This is a genomic window from Nocardioides salarius (genome assembly GCF_016907435.1).
In the GTDB taxonomy this organism is placed as follows: domain Bacteria; phylum Actinomycetota; class Actinomycetes; order Propionibacteriales; family Nocardioidaceae; genus Nocardioides; species Nocardioides salarius.
The window spans coordinates 819,101-836,068 of the sequence record NZ_JAFBBZ010000001.1 but is presented as its reverse complement, the minus strand read 5'-3'; the positions used below and the strand labels follow the sequence as shown (position 1 = coordinate 836,068).

The 16,968-nt window shown below is 73.4% G+C and carries 17 protein-coding genes; 11 read left to right on the top strand and 6 right to left on the bottom strand.

Features of this window, described 5'->3' with window-relative positions; genetic code table 11:
- Nucleotide 1: 1 nt before the first annotated feature.
- Nucleotides 2-1,549, bottom strand: a complete 1,548-nt coding sequence (locus tag JOE61_RS04095) for an acyl-CoA carboxylase subunit beta (RefSeq protein ID WP_193667868.1) — start codon at nt 1,547-1,549, stop codon at nt 2-4.
- Between the two features lie 43 nt (nt 1,550-1,592).
- Here JOE61_RS04095 and JOE61_RS04090 point away from each other — a divergent pair, with 43 nt between their 5' ends.
- Entirely contained in the window at nt 1,593-2,828 is a 1,236-nt protein-coding gene (locus tag JOE61_RS04090) for a kynureninase (RefSeq protein ID WP_193667869.1), read from the top strand.
- On the top strand, nt 2,825-3,862 hold the full coding sequence (locus tag JOE61_RS04085; RefSeq protein ID WP_193667870.1) for a S66 family peptidase: 1,038 nt from the start codon (nt 2,825-2,827) through the stop codon (nt 3,860-3,862). The genes JOE61_RS04090 and JOE61_RS04085 overlap by 4 nt, the downstream gene beginning before the upstream one ends.
- Here the strand turns inward: JOE61_RS04085 and JOE61_RS04080 are convergent.
- Nucleotides 3,843-4,496 (bottom strand): Pr6Pr family membrane protein, encoded by a 654-nt coding sequence (locus tag JOE61_RS04080; protein WP_193667871.1) that lies wholly within the window; start codon nt 4,494-4,496, stop codon nt 3,843-3,845. The two genes, JOE61_RS04085 and JOE61_RS04080, sit on opposite strands and share 20 nt — an antisense overlap.
- A gap of 37 nt (nt 4,497-4,533) precedes the next feature.
- Here JOE61_RS04080 and JOE61_RS04075 point away from each other — a divergent pair, with 37 nt between their 5' ends.
- From JOE61_RS04075 to ilvC, 4 genes are all read left to right on the top strand, one after another.
- Nucleotides 4,534-4,941 (top strand): VOC family protein, encoded by a 408-nt coding sequence (locus tag JOE61_RS04075; protein WP_193667872.1) that lies wholly within the window; start codon nt 4,534-4,536, stop codon nt 4,939-4,941.
- A 283-nt stretch (nt 4,942-5,224) separates the two neighbouring features.
- A complete protein-coding gene (locus JOE61_RS04070; protein ID WP_193667873.1) occupies nt 5,225-7,009 on the top strand; it encodes an acetolactate synthase large subunit in 1,785 nt (594 codons plus the stop codon).
- 13 nt (nt 7,010-7,022) lie between these two features.
- Nucleotides 7,023-7,562, top strand: coding sequence for an acetolactate synthase small subunit (gene ilvN, locus JOE61_RS04065; RefSeq protein ID WP_193667874.1), 540 nt, complete (start codon nt 7,023-7,025; stop codon nt 7,560-7,562).
- Nucleotides 7,563-7,610: 48 nt separating this feature from the next.
- Nucleotides 7,611-8,639 (top strand): ketol-acid reductoisomerase, encoded by a 1,029-nt coding sequence (ilvC, locus tag JOE61_RS04060; protein WP_307822799.1) that lies wholly within the window; start codon nt 7,611-7,613, stop codon nt 8,637-8,639.
- Nucleotides 8,640-8,717: 78 nt separating this feature from the next.
- On the opposite strand, the gene JOE61_RS04055 is transcribed toward ilvC, so the two are convergent.
- Nucleotides 8,718-9,542 (bottom strand): ABC transporter permease subunit, encoded by an 825-nt coding sequence (locus JOE61_RS04055; RefSeq protein WP_193667875.1) that lies wholly within the window; start codon nt 9,540-9,542, stop codon nt 8,718-8,720.
- Nucleotides 9,539-10,456, bottom strand: coding sequence for an ABC transporter ATP-binding protein (locus JOE61_RS04050; protein WP_193667876.1), 918 nt, complete (start codon nt 10,454-10,456; stop codon nt 9,539-9,541). The genes JOE61_RS04055 and JOE61_RS04050 overlap by 4 nt, the downstream gene beginning before the upstream one ends.
- Nucleotides 10,457-10,564: 108 nt before the next feature.
- Here JOE61_RS04050 and JOE61_RS04045 point away from each other — a divergent pair, with 108 nt between their 5' ends.
- The 5 genes from JOE61_RS04045 to arr are packed head-to-tail and all read left to right on the top strand — an operon-like array spanning nt 10,565 to nt 15,081.
- A complete protein-coding gene (locus JOE61_RS04045) occupies nt 10,565-11,272 on the top strand; it encodes a DsbA family oxidoreductase (protein WP_193667877.1) in 708 nt (235 codons plus the stop codon).
- A 54-nt stretch (nt 11,273-11,326) separates the two neighbouring features.
- Nucleotides 11,327-12,166 carry an iron uptake transporter permease EfeU gene (efeU, locus tag JOE61_RS04040; RefSeq protein ID WP_193667878.1) on the top strand — a complete coding sequence of 280 codons (840 nt, stop codon included), beginning with the start codon at nt 11,327-11,329 and terminating at the stop codon, nt 12,164-12,166.
- A 19-nt stretch (nt 12,167-12,185) separates the two neighbouring features.
- On the top strand, nt 12,186-13,376 hold the full coding sequence (gene efeO, locus JOE61_RS04035; RefSeq protein WP_307822797.1) for an iron uptake system protein EfeO: 1,191 nt from the start codon (nt 12,186-12,188) through the stop codon (nt 13,374-13,376).
- On the top strand, nt 13,373-14,635 hold the full coding sequence (gene efeB / locus JOE61_RS04030; protein ID WP_193667880.1) for an iron uptake transporter deferrochelatase/peroxidase subunit: 1,263 nt from the start codon (nt 13,373-13,375) through the stop codon (nt 14,633-14,635). The genes efeO and efeB overlap by 4 nt, the downstream gene beginning before the upstream one ends.
- A gap of 29 nt (nt 14,636-14,664) precedes the next feature.
- Entirely contained in the window at nt 14,665-15,081 is a 417-nt protein-coding gene (gene arr, locus JOE61_RS04025; RefSeq protein ID WP_193667881.1) for an NAD(+)--rifampin ADP-ribosyltransferase, read from the top strand.
- Here arr and JOE61_RS04020 read toward each other — a convergent pair whose 3' ends face one another.
- Together JOE61_RS04020 and JOE61_RS04015 are read right to left on the bottom strand one after the other, a co-directional pair.
- On the bottom strand, nt 15,082-15,486 hold the full coding sequence (locus JOE61_RS04020) for a PPOX class F420-dependent oxidoreductase (protein ID WP_193667882.1): 405 nt from the start codon (nt 15,484-15,486) through the stop codon (nt 15,082-15,084).
- Nucleotides 15,483-16,892, bottom strand: coding sequence for an ATP-binding cassette domain-containing protein (locus JOE61_RS04015; RefSeq protein ID WP_193667883.1), 1,410 nt, complete (start codon nt 16,890-16,892; stop codon nt 15,483-15,485). The genes JOE61_RS04020 and JOE61_RS04015 overlap by 4 nt, the downstream gene beginning before the upstream one ends.
- Nucleotides 16,893-16,968: the final 76 nt, after the last annotated feature.

Here is a 16,968-nt window from a genome sequence, read left to right as displayed (position 1 = left end):
GCTACCAGGTGTCGACGGTGCGGCCGCTGCCGGTGAGCCGCCCGTCGCGGGCGGCGGCCGCGAGGAGCGCCGCGACGACCTGACGGGTCTCGGCGGGGTCGACGACGTCGTCGATCTCGAAGTGGCGGGCGACGTTGAGGGCCGCGGAGTGCGCCTGGGCGTACGCCGTCAGCTCGCGCACCGTCCGCTCGCGCTCGGCGTCGTCCTCGATCGCCTCGAGCTCGCGGCGCATCGACAGCCGCACCGCGCCCTCGAGCCCCATCGCGCCCAGGTGCGCCCCGGGCCAGGCCAGCGTCATCAGCGGCTGGTGGGTGCTGCCGCCGAGCATCGCCTGCGCGCCCAGGCCGTAGCCGCGGCGCAGCACCACCCCGATCATCGGGACCTGCAGCTGGGCGCCGGCGACCAGCAGCCGTGAGGTGTGGCGCACCAGGCCGGTGCGCTCCGCGTCGGGACCGACCATCATGCCGGGGGTGTCGACCAGCGAGACGACCGGGATGCCGTGGGCGTCGCAGAGCTGCAGGAAGCGCGCGGCCTTGTCGCCGGCGTCGGCGGTGATCGCGCCGGCCAGGTGGCGGGTGTCGTTGCCGATGACCCCGACGGTGCGGCCCTCGATGCGGCCCAGCGCGGTCAGCAGCTCGGGCGCGAAGTCGGGACGCAGCTCGGTGACGGTGCCCTCGTCGCAGATCGTCTCCACCACCGGCACCAGCTCGTACGACGTGCGCTCACCGTCGGGGACGGCCTCGCGCAGCGGCGTCTGGTCGGGCACCTCCCACGAGTCCTCGTCGCCCAGGAAGTAGCCGATGAGCGCGCGGGCGGCCTCGACCGCGTCGTCCTCGTCGACGGCCACGTCGACCACGCCGTTGGCGGTCATCACGTCGAGGGGACCGACCTCGGCGGCGCCCACGTCGCCGAGCCCGCCGCCGGCGATCATCGCCGGGCCGCCCATCCCGAGGGAGGCGCGCGGCGTGGCGACCACGAGGTCGGAGCAGCCGGCGACCACCGCGTTGCCGGCGAAGCAGGGGCCCTCGACCACGGCGATGCGCGGCACCCGGCCCGACAGCCGCGCCCAGGCGGCGAAGGTGGTGACGTCGAGCGCGGAGACGAGCGGGATGTCGGTGTCGCCGGGCCGCCCGCCGCCCCCGGCGGCGAAGAAGACGCAGGGCAGGGCGAGGCGCTCGACGACGTCGAGGAGCCGGTCGGTCTTGCGGTGCCCGCGCATGCCCTGGGTGCCGGCCATCACGAGGTAGTCGTAGGAGAGCACCGCCACGGAGCGGCCGCCGACGGTGGCCAGGCCGCCGACGATGCCGTCGGCGACGGTGCGGTCGAGCAGGTCGTCCATCGACCGCTTGTCCTCCTGCGCCGCGGTGACGAAGCGGCCGTACTCGACGAAGCTGCCCGGGTCGACCAGCGCCGCGACCTGCTCGCGGGCGGTGCGGCCGCCGCGCGCGTGGAGCCGCTCGACGGCCTCGGGGCGGGCGGCGTCCTCGGTCAGGGCCCGCCGTGCGAGCACCTCGAGCAGGGCGGGCCGGATCGGGTCGGGGGTCGACATGGCGGGGAGTCTAGGAGCGGGCCCGGTGGGGTAGACATGCGCCGTGACCTCCACCACGCACCAGGGCGCCGCCCACCTCGACGCCGACGACGAGCTGGCGTCGTACCGGGACCGCTTCGTCGGCGCGCAGAGCCCCCTGGTCTACCTCGACGGCAACTCGCTGGGCCGCCCGCTGCGGGTGACGGGGGAGCGGCTGCGGACCTTCGTCGAGCACGAGTGGGGCGGCCGGCTGATCCGCGGCTGGGACGAGGCCTGGATGGACCTGCCGACCGTCGTCGGCGACCGCATCGGCGCCGCCTGCCTGGGCGCGGCGCCCGGGCAGACCGTCGTCGCCGACTCGACCACGGTGCTGCTCTACAAGGCGCTGCGCGCCGCCGTGGCGGCGCGACCGGGCCGCCACGAGGTGGTGCTCGACCGCGACAACTTCCCGACCGACCGCTACGTGGCGGCCGGTGTCGCCGACGAGCTGGGCCTGACCCTGCGCTGGATCGACGTCGACACCAGCGCCGGGGTCACACTCGAGCAGGTGCAGGAGGTCGTGGGCGAGCAGACCGCCGTGGTGCTGCTCAGCCACGTCGCCTACCGCTCGGCGTGGCTGGCCGACGCGCCCGCGATCACCGCCGCCGTCCACGACGCCGGGGCGCTGGTGCTGTGGGACCTGAGCCACTCGGTCGGCTCGGTGCCCCTCGAGCTCGACGCGTGGGGCGTCGACCTGGCGGTCGGCTGCACCTACAAGTACCTCAACGGCGGCCCCGGCTCGCCGGCGTTCGTCTACGTCGCTGAGCGGCTGCACGACGGGCTGCGCCAGCCGGTCCCGGGCTGGATGGGCCACGCCGACCCGTTCGCGATGGGCCCCGGCTGGACCCCCGCGCCGGGCATCCGCCGGATGGTCTCGGGCACCCCGCCGGTGGTCGGGATGCTCGCGGTCCAGGACATGCTCGACCTGCTCGAGGAGGTCGGCATGCCGGCCGTGCGCGCGAAGTCGGTGGGCCTGGCCGAGCACGTCCTGGCGCTCACCGACGACCTGCTCGCGCCGCTGGGCGTCGGCGTCGCCACGCCCCGCGAGGCGCAGCGTCGCGGCGGCCACGTCACGCTCACCCACCCCGCCATGCGCGAGGCCACCGCCCGGCTCTGGGCCGCCGACGTGGTCCCCGACTACCGCGACCCCGGCGGCCTGCGACTGGGCCTCTCACCGCTCTCGACGTCGTACGACGAGGTGGCGCGCGGGATGGAGGCGGTTCGCGAGGTGCTCGCCGACCTGACAGCCTCGGACGCATGAGCAGCACCGACGTCCGCTTCCCCCGCCCGCTGCGCCCCGGCGACACCATCGGGGTCACCGCGCCCTCCTCGGGCGTGCAGACCTCGTTGCTGCCGAGGCTCGACGTGGCCTGCGAGCACCTGCGCCAGCGGGGCTACGAGGTGCGCCGCGGCGCGGTGCTCGAGGCGCCCGACGGGGGAGTGGCCGCCCCGGCCGCCCAGCGCGCGGCCGAGCTGACCGCGATGCTCTGCGACCCCGACGTGCGCGCCGTGGTGCCGCCGTGGGGCGGGGAGCTGGCGATCCAGGTGCTCGACCACCTCGACTGGGACGCCCTGGCCGCGGCCGAGCCGACCTGGCTGGTCGGCTGGAGCGACCTGACCACGCTGATGGTGCCGCTGCTGACCCGGCTGGGCTGGGCGACGCTGCACGGCGGCAACCTGATGGACACTCCCTACCGCCAGCCCGAGGGCCTCGCGCACTGGCTCGACGTGCTCGAGACCGAGCCGGGCGACCCGGTCGTGCAGGCCTCGCCCGGCCGGCACCGCTCCGGCGGCTTCGACGACTGGGAGGCCGAGCCGGGGCTCGCCGAGCAGCAGCTCGACCTCACCGGCTCGTGGGAGGTCGTCGGCGGCGGCGGGCTCGACCTGACCGGCCGGATCGTGGGCGGCTGCATCGAGGTGCTCGGGCCGCTGGTCGGCACGCCGTACGCCGACGTCGCCGGCTGGGGCCGCGCCCAGGTCGACGAGGGCCTCGTGGTCTACGTGGAGGCGGCCGAGCACGCCGCCTTCGACGTGTGCCGCGCGCTGCACGGGATGCGGATGGCGGGCTGGTTCGACGAGGCCGAGGCGGTGCTGGTCGGGCGCACCTCGGGGCCCGACAGTCCGGGGCTGAGCCAGCGCCAGGCGGTCCTCGACGCGCTCGGCCCGCTGGAGGTGCCGCTGGTGCTCGGGGTGGACGTGGGCCACGTGCCGCCCAACCTGCCGCTGGTCAACGGCGCGTCGTGCCGCGTGGTCGTCGACGCCCGGCGCAGCGAGATCACCCAGGTGTGGGGCTGAGCGGCTCGCTCTCCTGGGCCGAGGAGCGGCCCAGCAGCGACAGCGCCCCGAGCAGCGCGACGAAGAGCGCGGTGATCGCCACGCAGGTGACCAGCACCGCGGCCCAGCCGTCCTCGCGGTGGTCGAGGAAGGGGTAGGGGAACCAGCCGCTCACCAGCCCGACGACCAGCGTCCAGGCCAGCCACGCCAGCGGCCAGACCAGCGCCAGGCACGCCGTACGACGGGTGACGCGCGGGCGCGGGCCCACGACGACGAAGCCGACGACCGCCAGGACCGGCACCACCAGGTGCAGCAGCGCGTCGGCCAGCGCGTCGGCGCCCTGCAGGTCGAGCAGCGGGCGCAGCAGCACGAAGTGCACCAGGCCGGTGATGGTGATGCCGACGACCGCGTCGAGGCGCAGCACCGGGCGGCCCGGACGCGGGTGCCGGGCCAGGTGGGCGGCGGCCAGGGCGACCAGCAGGTTGCTCTGCACGGTGAAGTAGGAGACCAGGCGCCCCAGGCGGACCTCCAGCGGCGGCACCGACTGCTCGTCGAGCACCCGCCCGCCCTGGACGACCAGCACCAGCTGGAGCAGCAGGGCAGCGGCGGCGACCACCGCCACGAGTGCGTGCCAGGACCGGACCCGTGACGTCATGGGCCCTGACGCTAGGGCATCTGGCAGCATCTGGGCCGTGGACCAGCGGATCAGCTTCATCACCCTGGGTGTGCGCGACCTCGCCGCCTCGCGCGCCTTCTTCCTCGACGGCCTGGGCTGGCAGGCCAGCCACGACGACGACGAGGTGCTGATGCTGCGGGCGGGCGAGCACCTCGTCCTGTCGCTGTGGGACCGCGCCGCGATGGAGGCCGAGGTGGGCGCGCTCGGCTCGGGAGCGGCCCCGCTGACGATCTCGCACAACGTCGCCACCCGAGAGGAGGTCGACGCGGTCCTCGAGCAGGCGCGGGTTGCCGGCGCGCGCGTCGTCCTCGCGCCGCAGGAGCGGGCCTGGGGCGGCTACACCGGCTACTTCGCCGACCCGTCCGGCTACCGGTGGGAGGTGGCCTGGAACCCGGGACCGGTCGGCCAGGAGGTGCTGCCCTGACGGCGTGCCCGGGGTCCCCGGGCGCCAGAGAGTCGGGGGGAGCCAGCATGTGGGACTCGCGTCCCAGATGTTGGGACGCCTGGCAGACTGGCGTGACGAGGCGACGGGGCCCGGGATACCGTGCAGCCATGCGCCAGGACCTTCTCGTACCCACGCGACGCGTGAGCTGAGCCGGCACCGGCACACAGCCAGCGCGTCACCCCTCGTTGCCCCCAGGGCCGAGGGGCTTTTTCATGAGTAGGCACGGCGACAGGCACCACACCAGCAAGGGGAGCGGCAGGGCATGAGCACTGAAACGTCCGGGACACCGACCACCGGCGACCAGGTCACGGGCGCACAGAGCCTGGTCACCTCGCTCGAGGCGGCCGGCGTCACCGACGTCTTCGGCATCCCCGGCGGGGCGATCCTGCCGGCCTACGACCCGCTGATGGACTCCTCCATCCGCCACATCCTGGTCCGCCACGAGCAGGGCGCCGGCCACGCCGCGCAGGGCTACGCCGCCGCGACCGGCCGGGTCGGCGTCTGCATGGCCACCTCGGGGCCGGGCGCCACCAACCTGGTCACCGCGCTGGCCGACGCGCACATGGACTCGGTGCCGATGGTGGCGGTCACCGGGCAGGTCGGCGCCTCGCTGATCGGCACCGACGCCTTCCAGGAGGCCGACATCCGCGGCATCACGATGCCGATCACCAAGCACAACTTCCTGGTCACCGACCCCGCCGAGATCCCGCAGAAGATCGCCGAGGCCTTCCACATCGCCTCGACCGGGCGCCCCGGCCCGGTGCTGGTCGACGTGGCCAAGTCGGCGCTGCAGTCGATGACCACCTTCCGCTGGCCCACCGAGCTGCACCTGCCGGGCTACCGCCCGGTGACCAAGCCGCACAGCAAGCAGATCCGCGAGGCCGCCCGGCTGATCCTCGAGGCCCGGCGCCCGGTGCTCTACGTCGGCGGCGGCACCATCCGCGCCGGCGCGTCGCGCGAGCTGCGGGTGCTCGCCGAGATGACCGGCATGCCGGTGGTGACCACGCTGATGGCGCTGGGCGCCTTCCCCGACAGCCACCCCCAGCACCTGGGCATGCCCGGCATGCACGGCACCGTCGCGGCGGTCGCCGGGCTGCAGAAGAGCGACCTGATCATCAGCCTCGGCGCGCGCTTCGACGACCGCGTCACCGGCAACCTCGACTCCTTCGCGCCGGGCGCCAAGGTGATCCACGCAGACATCGACCCCGCCGAGATCGGCAAGAACCGCTACACCGACGTGCCGATCGTGGGCGACTGCCGCGAGGTCATCTCCGACCTCGTCGTGGCGCTCAAGGCCGAGGCCGACGCCGGCCACAGCGGCGACTACGAGGCCTGGGTGGCGTTCCTGTCAGGGGTCAAGAAGAAGTACCCGCTGGGCTACGAGCAGTCGCCGGCCGGCACGCTGGCGCCCCAGCACGTCATCGAGCGGCTCAGCGCGATCGCGGGCCCCGAGGCGATCTACACCTCCGGCGTGGGCCAGCACCAGATGTGGGCGGCGCACTTCGTGCAGTACGAGCACCCGCGCACCTGGCTGAACTCCGGCGGCCTGGGCACCATGGGCTACTCGGTGCCGGCCGCGATGGGCGCCAAGGTCGGTCGCCCCGACACCACCGTGTGGTCGATCGACGGCGACGGCTGCTTCCAGATGACCAACCAGGAGCTGGCCACCTGCGCGATCGAGAACATCCCGATCAAGGTCGCGGTCATCAACAACGAGTCGCTGGGCATGGTGCGCCAGTGGCAGACGCTCTTCTACAACGAGCGCTACTCCAACACCAACCTGCAGCGCCAGGGCGGCGTCGTGCGGATCCCCGACTTCGTCAAGCTCGCCGAGGCCTACGGCTGCGTGGGCCTGGCGTGCGACGGCCCCGACGACGTCGACGCCACCATCGAGAAGGCCATGGAGATCAACGACGTGCCCGTCGTGGTCGACTTCCGCGTGCACCGCGACGCGATGGTCTGGCCGATGGTCGCCGCCGGCACCAGCAACGACGACATCAAGTACGCCCGCGACCTGGCCCCCGACTTCGACGAGGACGACCTGTGAGGATGATCCAGCCATGACCCAGCACACCCTCTCCGTCCTGGTCGAGGACAAGCCCGGCGTCCTGACCCGCATCGCCGGCCTCTTCAGCCGCCGGGGCTTCAACATCCACAGCCTCGCGGTCGGCCCGACCGAGCACCCCGAGATCTCGCGGATGACGATCGTGGTCAACGTCGAGGAGTCCCCGCTCGAGCAGGTCACCAAGCAGCTCAACAAGCTGATCGAGGTCATCAAGATCGTCGAGCTCGACCCCGACGCCTCGGTGAACCGCGAGCTGGTGCTGGTCAAGGTCGGCGCCAACGCCGAGACCCGGGGCCAGGTGCTCGACACCGTGCAGCTCTTCCGCGCCAAGGTCATCGACGTCGCCCCCGACGCGATCACCATGCAGATCACCGGCAACCAGGGCAAGATCGCCGACTTCCTGCGGATGCTCGAGCCCTTCGGCATCCGTGAGCTCGTGCAGTCGGGCATGGTCGCGATCGGGCGCGGTCCGCGCTCGATCTCCGAGCGCCACCAGCGCCCGGTGGCCGTGCCCGCCCCGCCCGCAGCAGTCTGACCACCACCCGCTCGACGACCGTTCCACCCACCAGAAGGAGAAGCCCCCGTGGCTGAGATGTTCTACGACGACGACGCCGACCTGTCCCTGATCCAGGGCAAGAACGTGGCCGTCATCGGCTACGGCAGCCAGGGCCACGCGCACGCGCTGTCGCTGCGCGACTCGGGCGTCGACGTGCGCATCGGCCTGCAGCCCGGCTCCAAGAGCCGCGCCAAGGCCGAGGCCGAGGGCCTGCGCGTGGTCACCCCGGCCGAGGCCGCCGAGGAGGCCGACGTCATCGTGATCCTGGCCCCCGACCAGCACCAGAAGAAGCTCTTCGCCGAGGAGATCGCCCCGCAGCTCGCCGAGGGCGACACCCTGGTCTTCGGGCACGGCTTCAACATCCGCTTCGGCTTCATCGAGCCCCCCGAGGGCGTCGACGTCTTCATGGTCGCCCCCAAGGGCCCCGGCCACCTGGTGCGCCGCGAGTACGTCGACGGGCGCGGCGTGCCCGTGCTCGTCGCGGTCGAGAAGGACGCCTCGGGCTCGGCCTGGGACCTCGCGCTGTCCTACGCCAAGGGCATCGGCGGCCTGCGTGCCGGCGGCATCAGGACGACGTTCACCGAGGAGACCGAGACCGACCTGTTCGGTGAGCAGGCCGTGCTCTGCGGCGGTGCCTCGCAGCTGGTGATGTACGGCTTCGAGGTGCTCACCGAGGCCGGCTACCAGCCCGAGGTCGCCTACTTCGAGTGCCTGCACGAGCTCAAGCTCATCGTCGACCTGATGTACGAGGGCGGCATCGCCAAGCAGCGCTGGTCGGTCTCCGACACCGCCGAGTTCGGCGACTACGTCTCGGGCCCGCGGGTCATCGACGAGCGCGTGAAGCAGAACATGGTCGGTGTCCTCGAGGACATCAAGAACGGCTCGTTCGCCGAGCGCTTCATGACCGACATGGAGAACGGCCAGCCCGAGTTCACCAAGTTCCGCGAGCAGGGCGAGTCGCACCCGATCGAGAAGACCGGCCGCGAGCTGCGCAAGCTGATGGCCTGGGTCAAGAGCCACGACTCGGACTACACCGAGGGCTCCTCCGCACGCTGAGCACCTCCCAGGCACCTCCTGGGCAGGCACCCCCGACGCCGAGCCGGCGCGTCCACACGCGCCGGCTCGGCGTCGCTGTCACTTGACCTCGACCCGGGCCACGCGCCACAGGCCCAGCGCGAGGGGCAGCACCAGCCACAGCAGGCTGGTGGCGCCGAGCTGGGCCCACGCCTCCCCGGTCTCGGGGAAGCCCTCGAAGAGGGAGCCCTGCGTGTAGTTGAAGTCGACCCACGGCTGCAGGTCGGCGAACCACTGCTGGGCCTGGGCCAGGGTGAAGGTCAGGCCGGTGAGGGCGTAGACGTAGACGAGGTAGCCGACCAGCGCGGCCGACGAGCTGCGCAGCACCACCCCGAGCATGAAGCCGATCAGCACGCCCAGGACGTTGGCCAGCACGATCGCGGCGAAGTCGGCGAGGCTCACGTCCCACACGGTGGGTGTGCCTGCCAGCGCCGAGCCCAGCAGGTTGCCCACGGCTCCCACGGCGGCGGCCACGAGCATCCCGGCGACCGCGACCACCACGGCGTCGACGGTCTTGGCGGCCACGACCCGCCCCCGGTGGGGCACCAGGGTGAAGGTGGTCAGCCCGCTGCGCTGGCTCCACTCGCTGGTCACCGAGAGGATCGCGATCACCGGCAGCAGCACCGCCATCGGGAAGCCGACAGCCTGCGCGAACGACGCGTAGGTGATGGCGTCGTCGGGCGCCCAGAGCACCACCGCGCCGCTGGCCAAGGCTGACAGCACGCCCACGCCGATCATCAGCCAGACCCCCGAGCGGGTGTCGAACATCTTGCGCAGCTCCACGCCCAGCAGGCGGCGGAACGGGATCGGCGCCGGCACCGGGCGGGCGTCGTACGCCGCCCGGCCGGGCTCGCGGTGGGGTGCGGTGAGGGTCGGGGTGCTCATGCTGCTGCTCCTGCTCGGGTCGGGGTGGTCTCGCGCTGGGTGTCGGCGGTGAGCTCGAGGAACATCTCCTCCAGCCCCGCGCCGTCGGCGGCGCGCAGCTCGTGCAGCGCGACCCCGGCGTGCAGGGCCAGCCGGCCGACGACGGCGGGGTCGGCGTCGGTGGCGAGCGCGCCGTCGCCGGTGGGGTGGGCGGTGTGCCCGGCCGCGGTGAGTGCGGCGCCGAGCGTCTCGCGGTCGCGGACGCCGACGTGGGTGCCGGCGCGGGCGAGCAGCTCGGCCTTGGTGCCGCCGGCGACGATCCGGCCGCGCCCGATGACCACGAGGTCGTCGGCGATGACCTCGATCTCGTGCAGGAGGTGACTGGAGAGCAGCACGGTGCCGCCGCGGTCCGCGTAGTCGCGCAGCAGGTCGCGCATCCAGCGGATGCCGGCGGGGTCGAGCCCGTTGGCCGGCTCGTCGAGCACCAGCACCTGAGGGTCCCCGAGGAGCGCGGTGGCGATGCCCAGGCGCTGGCGCATGCCCAGCGAGTAGTGCCGCACCCGGCGCCCGGCCTCCTCGTCGCTGAGGCTGACCCGCTCGAGCATCTCCTGCACCCGGGTGCGGGGGAGCCCCATGGTGCGCTGGGCCAGGGTCAGGATCTCCCGGCCGGTGCGGCCGGCGTGCTGGGCCGACGCGTCGAGCAGCACGCCCACCTCGCGGCCGGGGTTGGGCAGGTCGGCGAAGCGCCGGCCCAGGACCGTGGCCGAGCCGGAGGTGGGCGGGGTCAGCCCGACCAGGACGCGCATGCAGGTGGACTTGCCGGCGCCGTTGGGGCCCAGGAACCCGGTGACACGACCGGGGCGGGCGGTGAAGGTGACGTCGTCGACGGCCGTGTGGGCGCCGTAGCGACGGGTGAGGTTCTCGAGCGTGATCATGCTCGGAGTCTTGGCCGCGCGAGGGGTGGTGCACATCGGGGATGACGCGGGCCGCGACCCTGGTCGGACCCCGGGAAGAACCAGGGGTCCCTCGGGGTTGGGGCCCACATGCGTATCGAGATCTGGTCCGACGTCGTCTGCCCCTGGTGCTACATCGGCAAGCGCCGCCTCGAGACCGCCCTGGCGGGCTTCGAGCACCGCGACGAGGTCGAGGTGGTCTGGCGCTCCTTCCAGCTCGACCCGGGCGCGCCGTCGGTGGCCGACGAGACGATCGCCGAGCACCTGGGCCGCAAGTACGGCGGCGGCCCCGAGGCCGGGCAGCGGATGATCGACCAGATGGAGGCCGTGGCCGCCGAGGAGGGCCTGGTCTACCGGCTGGGCCAGGCGCACCGGGTCGGCACCGCCGACGTGCACCGGGTGCTGCACGCGGCTCGCGACCACGCGCAGCGCGCGGAGCTGAAGGAGGCGCTGCTGGCGGCGTACATGCTCGAGGCGCGCAACGTGGCCGACCACGACGTGCTGACCGAGATCGCCGTCTCCGCCGGTCTCGAGGAGGCGCGGGTGCGTGAGGTGCTGGCCGGCACCGAGTATGCCGACGAGGTCGAGGCCGACATCCGCCAGGCCGGCGCGTACGGCGCGACCGGGGTGCCGTTCTTCGTCGTCGACGGTCGCTACGGCATCGCGGGCGCCCAGCCGGCCGATGTCTTCACCGACGTGCTGCAGCGGGCCTGGGACGACAGCCACCCCGCCGTCGAGATGGTGGGCGCGCAGACCGGCGCGGACGGCGCGGTGTGCGGCCCCGACGGCTGCAGCTGAGGCGTACCTCACTTCGGTTAGGCAAACCTAAGTCAGAGGAGTAGCGTCCGGCGGGTGCTGGGCAACTTCCTGATCGGGCTGCGCGAGGGCCTCGAGGCCTCCCTCGTGGTCAGCATCCTCGTCGCCTACCTCGTCACCTCGGGTCGTCGACACCTGCTGCCGCGGATCTGGACCGGGGTCGCGCTGGCGCTCGGCACGTGCGTGGCGCTGACCGTGGGCCTGGGCCTGCAGGCACGCCAGCTCACCTTCGAGACCCAGGAGATCATCGGCGGCAGCCTGTCGATCGTGGCCGCCGGCTTCGTGACCTGGATGATCTTCTGGATGGCGAGCGCCGCCCGCTCCATGGGTGCCCAGCTGCGCGGGCGCGTCGACGCGACCGCCGACGGCCCCGCCTGGGGCCTGGTCCTCGTCGCGGTGCTGGCGGTGGGCCGTGAGGGCCTGGAGACGTCGTTGATCCTGTGGACCAACACCCGGCAGGCCACGGGTACCGGCGCCGGTCAGCAGACGGCCACCCCCATCGTCGCCGCACTGCTCGGCATCGGCGTCGCCGTGCTCCTCGGCTGGCTGCTCTACCGCGGCGCGATCAGCATCGACCTGACCCGCTTCTTCACCTGGACCGGCGCACTCCTGGTGGTCGTGGCCGCCGGTGTGCTGGCCTACGGCTTCCACGACCTGCAGGAAGCCGGGGTGCTGCCCGGCCTGTACTCCTACGCCTTCGACGTCTCCGGCGTGATCAGCGCCGGCGGCTGGCTCGGCACGCTGCTCAAGGGCGTCTTCAACTTCTCCCCGCAGACGACCTGGCTGGAGGCGGTGGTCTGGGTGGCGTACGTCGCGCCCGTGCTGGCCCTCTTCCTGCACCGGGTCCGTCGTTCCGTCCCGGCTCCCAGCCACTGACCCGATGAGGAACCCACTCGTGCGCACGAAGATCTCCATCTCCCGCCCCCTGGCCACCACCCTGGTGCCCCTGGTGCTCGCCGTCCCGGCTCTGGCCGCCTGCACCGAGAGCACCGAGACGGCCGGCACGTCCGACGGCGACGCTCGCTCGGTGACGGTCACCTCCACTGACGACGCCTGCGACGTCTCCACGCTCGAAGCGCCCTCGGGCACGCTGCGCTTCGACGTCACCAACGACGGCTCGCAGGTCACCGAGTTCTACCTCCTCGCCGAGGACGGGCTGCGGATCGTGGCCGAGATCGAGAACATCGGTCCGCAGGCGACCCGCCAGCTGGTCGCCGACGTGGCCCCCGGCTCCTACCGCACCGCCTGCAAGCCGGGGATGAGCGGCGAGGGCATCCGCGCCGACTTCACCGTCACCGACTCGGGGGAGGAGCGCGAGGTCTCCGCCGACGAGCAGCAGCTCGTCGACCAGGCCCTGGCCGGCTACCAGGCCTACGTCGAGGACCAGTCGGCCCAGCTGCTGGAGAAGACCGAGGAGTTCGTCGCGCTCTACGAGGCCGGCGACGACGACGAGGCCCGGGCGCTCTACCCGGTGGCGCGCACGCACTGGGAGCGCATCGAGACGGTGGCCGAGTCCTTCGGCGACCTCGACCCGCAGATGGACCTGCGCGAGGCCGACCTCGAGCCCGGCCAGGAGTGGACCGGCTGGCACCGCATCGAGAAGGACCTGTGGCCGGCCCGTGCCGAGGACTACACGGCGCTGACGCTGCGGCAGCGCTCGACGTACGCCCAGGACCTGCTGGCCAACACCCGCATCCTGGACGACCAGATCCAGGGCCTGGACTTCACGGTCGACCAGATCGCCAACGGCTCGCGCGGCCTGCTCGAGGAGGTCGCGACCGGCAAGGTGACCGGCGAGGAGGAGTACTGGTCGCGCACCGACCTCTACGACTTCCAGGCCAACGTCGACGGCGCTCGCGTCGGCTTCGAGGGTGTTCAGCCGATCGTCGCCGAGAAGGATCCCGAGCTGGCCGAGACGCTCACCGACCGCTTCGCCGAGCTGCAGGACCTGCTCGACCAGCACCGCGACGGCGACGGCTTCGTCTCCTACGACGAGCTCGACGCCGACGAGGTCAAGGCGCTCGCCGACGCCGTCAACGCGCTCTCCGAGCCGCTGTCGCGACTGACCGCGACCGTCCTGGCGTGAGGTCGGCGCGGGTCTCGCGCCGCGGCCTGCTGGGCGGTGGCGGCGTCGCGGTCGTCGGGGTGGCCGGGGGCTTCGCCGCAGGGCGTGCCGGCGCGGGCGAGTCCGAGGCGACCACGGTCGAGTCGTACGCCTTCCGCGGCGAGCACCAGGCCGGCATCGTCACCCCGGCCCAGGACCGGCTGCACTTCGCGGCGCTCGACGTCACCACGGACTCCCGCGAGGAGCTGGTGGCGCTGCTGCAGGAGTGGACCGAGGCCGCCGAGCGGATGACGCGCGGCGAGGACGCCGGGCCCGAGGGGGCGGTCGGAGGCAGCTACCTGCTGCCGCCCGACGACACCGGTGAGGCGATCGGCCTGCCGGCCAGTGGCCTGACGGTCACGTTCGGTCTCGGACCCGGGCTGTTCCGCGACGCCGGGGGCCGGGACCGCTTCGGGATCGCCGACCGGCAGCCCGAGGCGCTGCGCGACCTGCCGCACTTCCCGGGCGACGCGCTCGACCCGCGCCGCTCCGGCGGCGACCTGTGCATCCAGGCGTGCGCGCAGGACCCGCAGGTGGCGGTGCACGCGGTGCGCAACCTGGTGCGGATCGCTTTCGGACGGGTCTCGGTGCGCTGGTCGCAGCTCGGATTCGGCCGTACGTCGACCACCTCGACCAGCCAGGACACCCCGCGCAACCTCTTCGGCTTCAAGGACGGCACCGCCAACGTCAAGGCCGAGGAGCCCGAGGCGCTGGCCGAGCACGTCTGGGTCGGGCCCGATGACGACCCGGCCGCGGGCTGGCTCGCGGGCGGCTCCTACCTGGCGGCCCGGCGGATCAACATGACCATCGAGGTCTGGGACCGCCAGCCGCTCGGCGACCAGGAAGCCTTCATCGGTCGCACCAAGGGCACCGGGGCTCCGCTCTCGGGCGGCTCGGAGCACACCGAGCCCGACTTCGAGATGCCCGGCAGCAACGACACCACCGTGATCGCCCCCGACGCCCACGTGCGCGTCGTGCACCCCGACATGCACAGCGGGGCGCGGATGCTGCGGCGCGGCTACAACTTCGTCGACGGCAGCAACGACCTGGGCGGGCTGGACGCCGGCCTGTTCTTCATCGCCTTCGTGCGCGACCCCCGCACGGGCTTCATCCCGGTGCAGAACGCGATGGCCAAGCAGGACTCGTTGATGGAGTACCTGCGCTTCACCGGCTCCGCGCTCTTCGCCGTGCCGCCCGGTGTCGGCGAGGGCGAGTACGTCGGGCAGACGCTGCTGGGTTGAGCGTGCGTCCGGGCCCGGCGTCAGCGAGGATGTCGGACGTGGACGCACGCTTCTTCCACGGCACCCGCGCGGTGCTCGTGCCCGGTGACGAGCTGGTGGTGGGCCACGGGTCGAACTTCCAGCAGGGCCGGATCTCCCGCAACGTCTACTTCACCTCGCTGGTCGCGACCGCGGCCTGGGGGGCGCAGCTGGCGAGCGCGCTGGCCGGGGACGCTGGGTCGGGGCAGGTCTACGAGGTGGTGCCGCTGGGTCCGTTCGAGGACGATCCCAACGTCACCGACAAGCGGTTCCCCGGCAACCCCACCCGGTCCTACCGCACGGTGCACCCGGTGCGCGTCGTCGCTGTCGTCGAGGACTGGCCGCGCCACCCGCCGGAGGCCCTCGAGGCGATGCTGGCCAGCCTTGCCCGGCTGCGGGAGCAGGGCCTGGACGTGATCGAGGACTAGTCAGTCGAGGCGGACCAGCACCACCGTGTCCGCGTAGCCCAGGCCGCGCCGTCCCTGCGGTCCGAGCCGGGCGAGCAGACGGGTCACCGTCGTCATCCACCCGTACTTCTCGCGGACCCGGCCCTGCACCTCGTCGAAGAACGCGCCCGAGCGCACCATCTCGGCCTGCCCGTCGACCGGCGAGGTGGCCTCCTGGGTGCGCCCGCGCGCGTCGCCCGGCTCGACCCGCACGCGCGGGTCGTGGCGCAGCCGCTTGGTCTTGCCGGTGCCCATGGCGGTCCAGAACCCCAGGCGCCCGTCGCTGACCGGCACGACCCACACCGGCGTGGTGACCGGCTCGCCGGAGCGGCGGAAGGTCGTGAAGGCGAGGTACTTCTCGGCGGCCAGCTGCTCGGCGGTGGTCATGCGTCCAGGCTCCCACGACCGCTGCTCGGGGCGCCGAGGTCGATGGTGCGCTGCAGGTCGAGGTCGTCGAGGAGGGCCCGGTCGTGGCTGGCGACGACGAGCGCCCCGCGGTAGCCCGCCAGCGCCGCGACCAGGGCGTCGTACGACGCGAGGTCGAGGTTGTTGGTCGGCTCGTCGAGGAGCAGCAGGCGGGGCGCGGGCTCGGTCAGCAGCAGCGCGGCCAGGGTGGCGCGCAGCCGCTCGCCGCCGGAGAGGTCGCCGGCGAGCCGGTCACCGACGGCGCCGCGGAAGCCGAAGCGGGCCAGCCGGGCGCGCACCTGCTCGGGACCGGCCCCGGGGTGGCGGCGAGCCACCGCGGTGGCGAGCGGGGCGTCGGCGTCGAGGAGGTCGAGCCGCTGGGGGAGCAGCGCCACCGGCACGTGGGCGTGCACCTCGCCGCGCGCGGGCGGGACCAGGCCCGCCCAGGTGCGCAGCAGCGTCGTCTTGCCGCTGCCGTTGGGCCCGACCAGCGCGATCCGCTCGGGCCCGACGATGTCGCGGTCGGTCTCGGTGTGGGTGAGCACGCGGCTGCCCCGCGGCACGGCTGTCTGCGGGAGGTCGACACGGATGGCGAGGTCGTCGCGCACGGCCTCGACGGCGTCACGGCGCTGGCGACGCACCTCGTTGCGAACGGTCGCCACCGCCTGCTGCGCGGCCTCCTGCTCGGCCGCGACCTGGGCGGCGTACGACGACCAGCCGCCGCCGTACCAGCGCAGCGAGCCGCCACGCAGGTCGGCGATCCGGTCGACGCGATCGAGGAGCTCGCGGTCGTGGCTGACGACGAGGAGGGTGCGCGGCCAGGTGGCCACGAGGTCGTGGACGCGTCCGCGACCGGCCCGGTCGAGGTTGTTGGTGGGCTCGTCGAGCAGCAGGACGTCGGGCCGGGCCAAGAGCGGGCGGGCGATGGCCAGGCCGGTGAGCTCGCCGCCCGAGAGCTCGCCGAGGCGGCGGTGCAGCGCGCCGGCAGGCAGGCCCTGGCGGTCGAGCTCGGCGTGCGTGCGCTCCTCGACGTCCCACTGGTCGGCGACGGTGCCGTAGAGCTCCTCGTCGCTCCGCCCGGCCTCGATGGCGCGCAGGGCGGCGATGATCGCGCTGACGCCGAGGAAGTCGGCGACCGGCCGGGACGGGTCGGCGTCGAGGTCCTGCGGCAGGTAGCCGACCTCGCCGTGGATCGCCACGCGGCCGGCGCAGGGGCGCAGCTGCCCGGCCGGCACCCGCAGCAGGGTCGACTTGCCGGAGCCGTTGGCCCTGACCAGACCGGCGCGGCCCCGCGAGAGGGCCAGGTCGAGGTCGCGCAGCGCGGGGGAGCCGTCGGGCCAGGTGACGGTGAGGCCGGAGACGGAGACGACGGGGTGCGTCGAGGGCATGGGTGGTCCGGGTGAGGGGTCGGGTGCGTCGCGGCGGACGCGGAGACGGGCCTCAGAGGACGTGTCCCTATTGGCG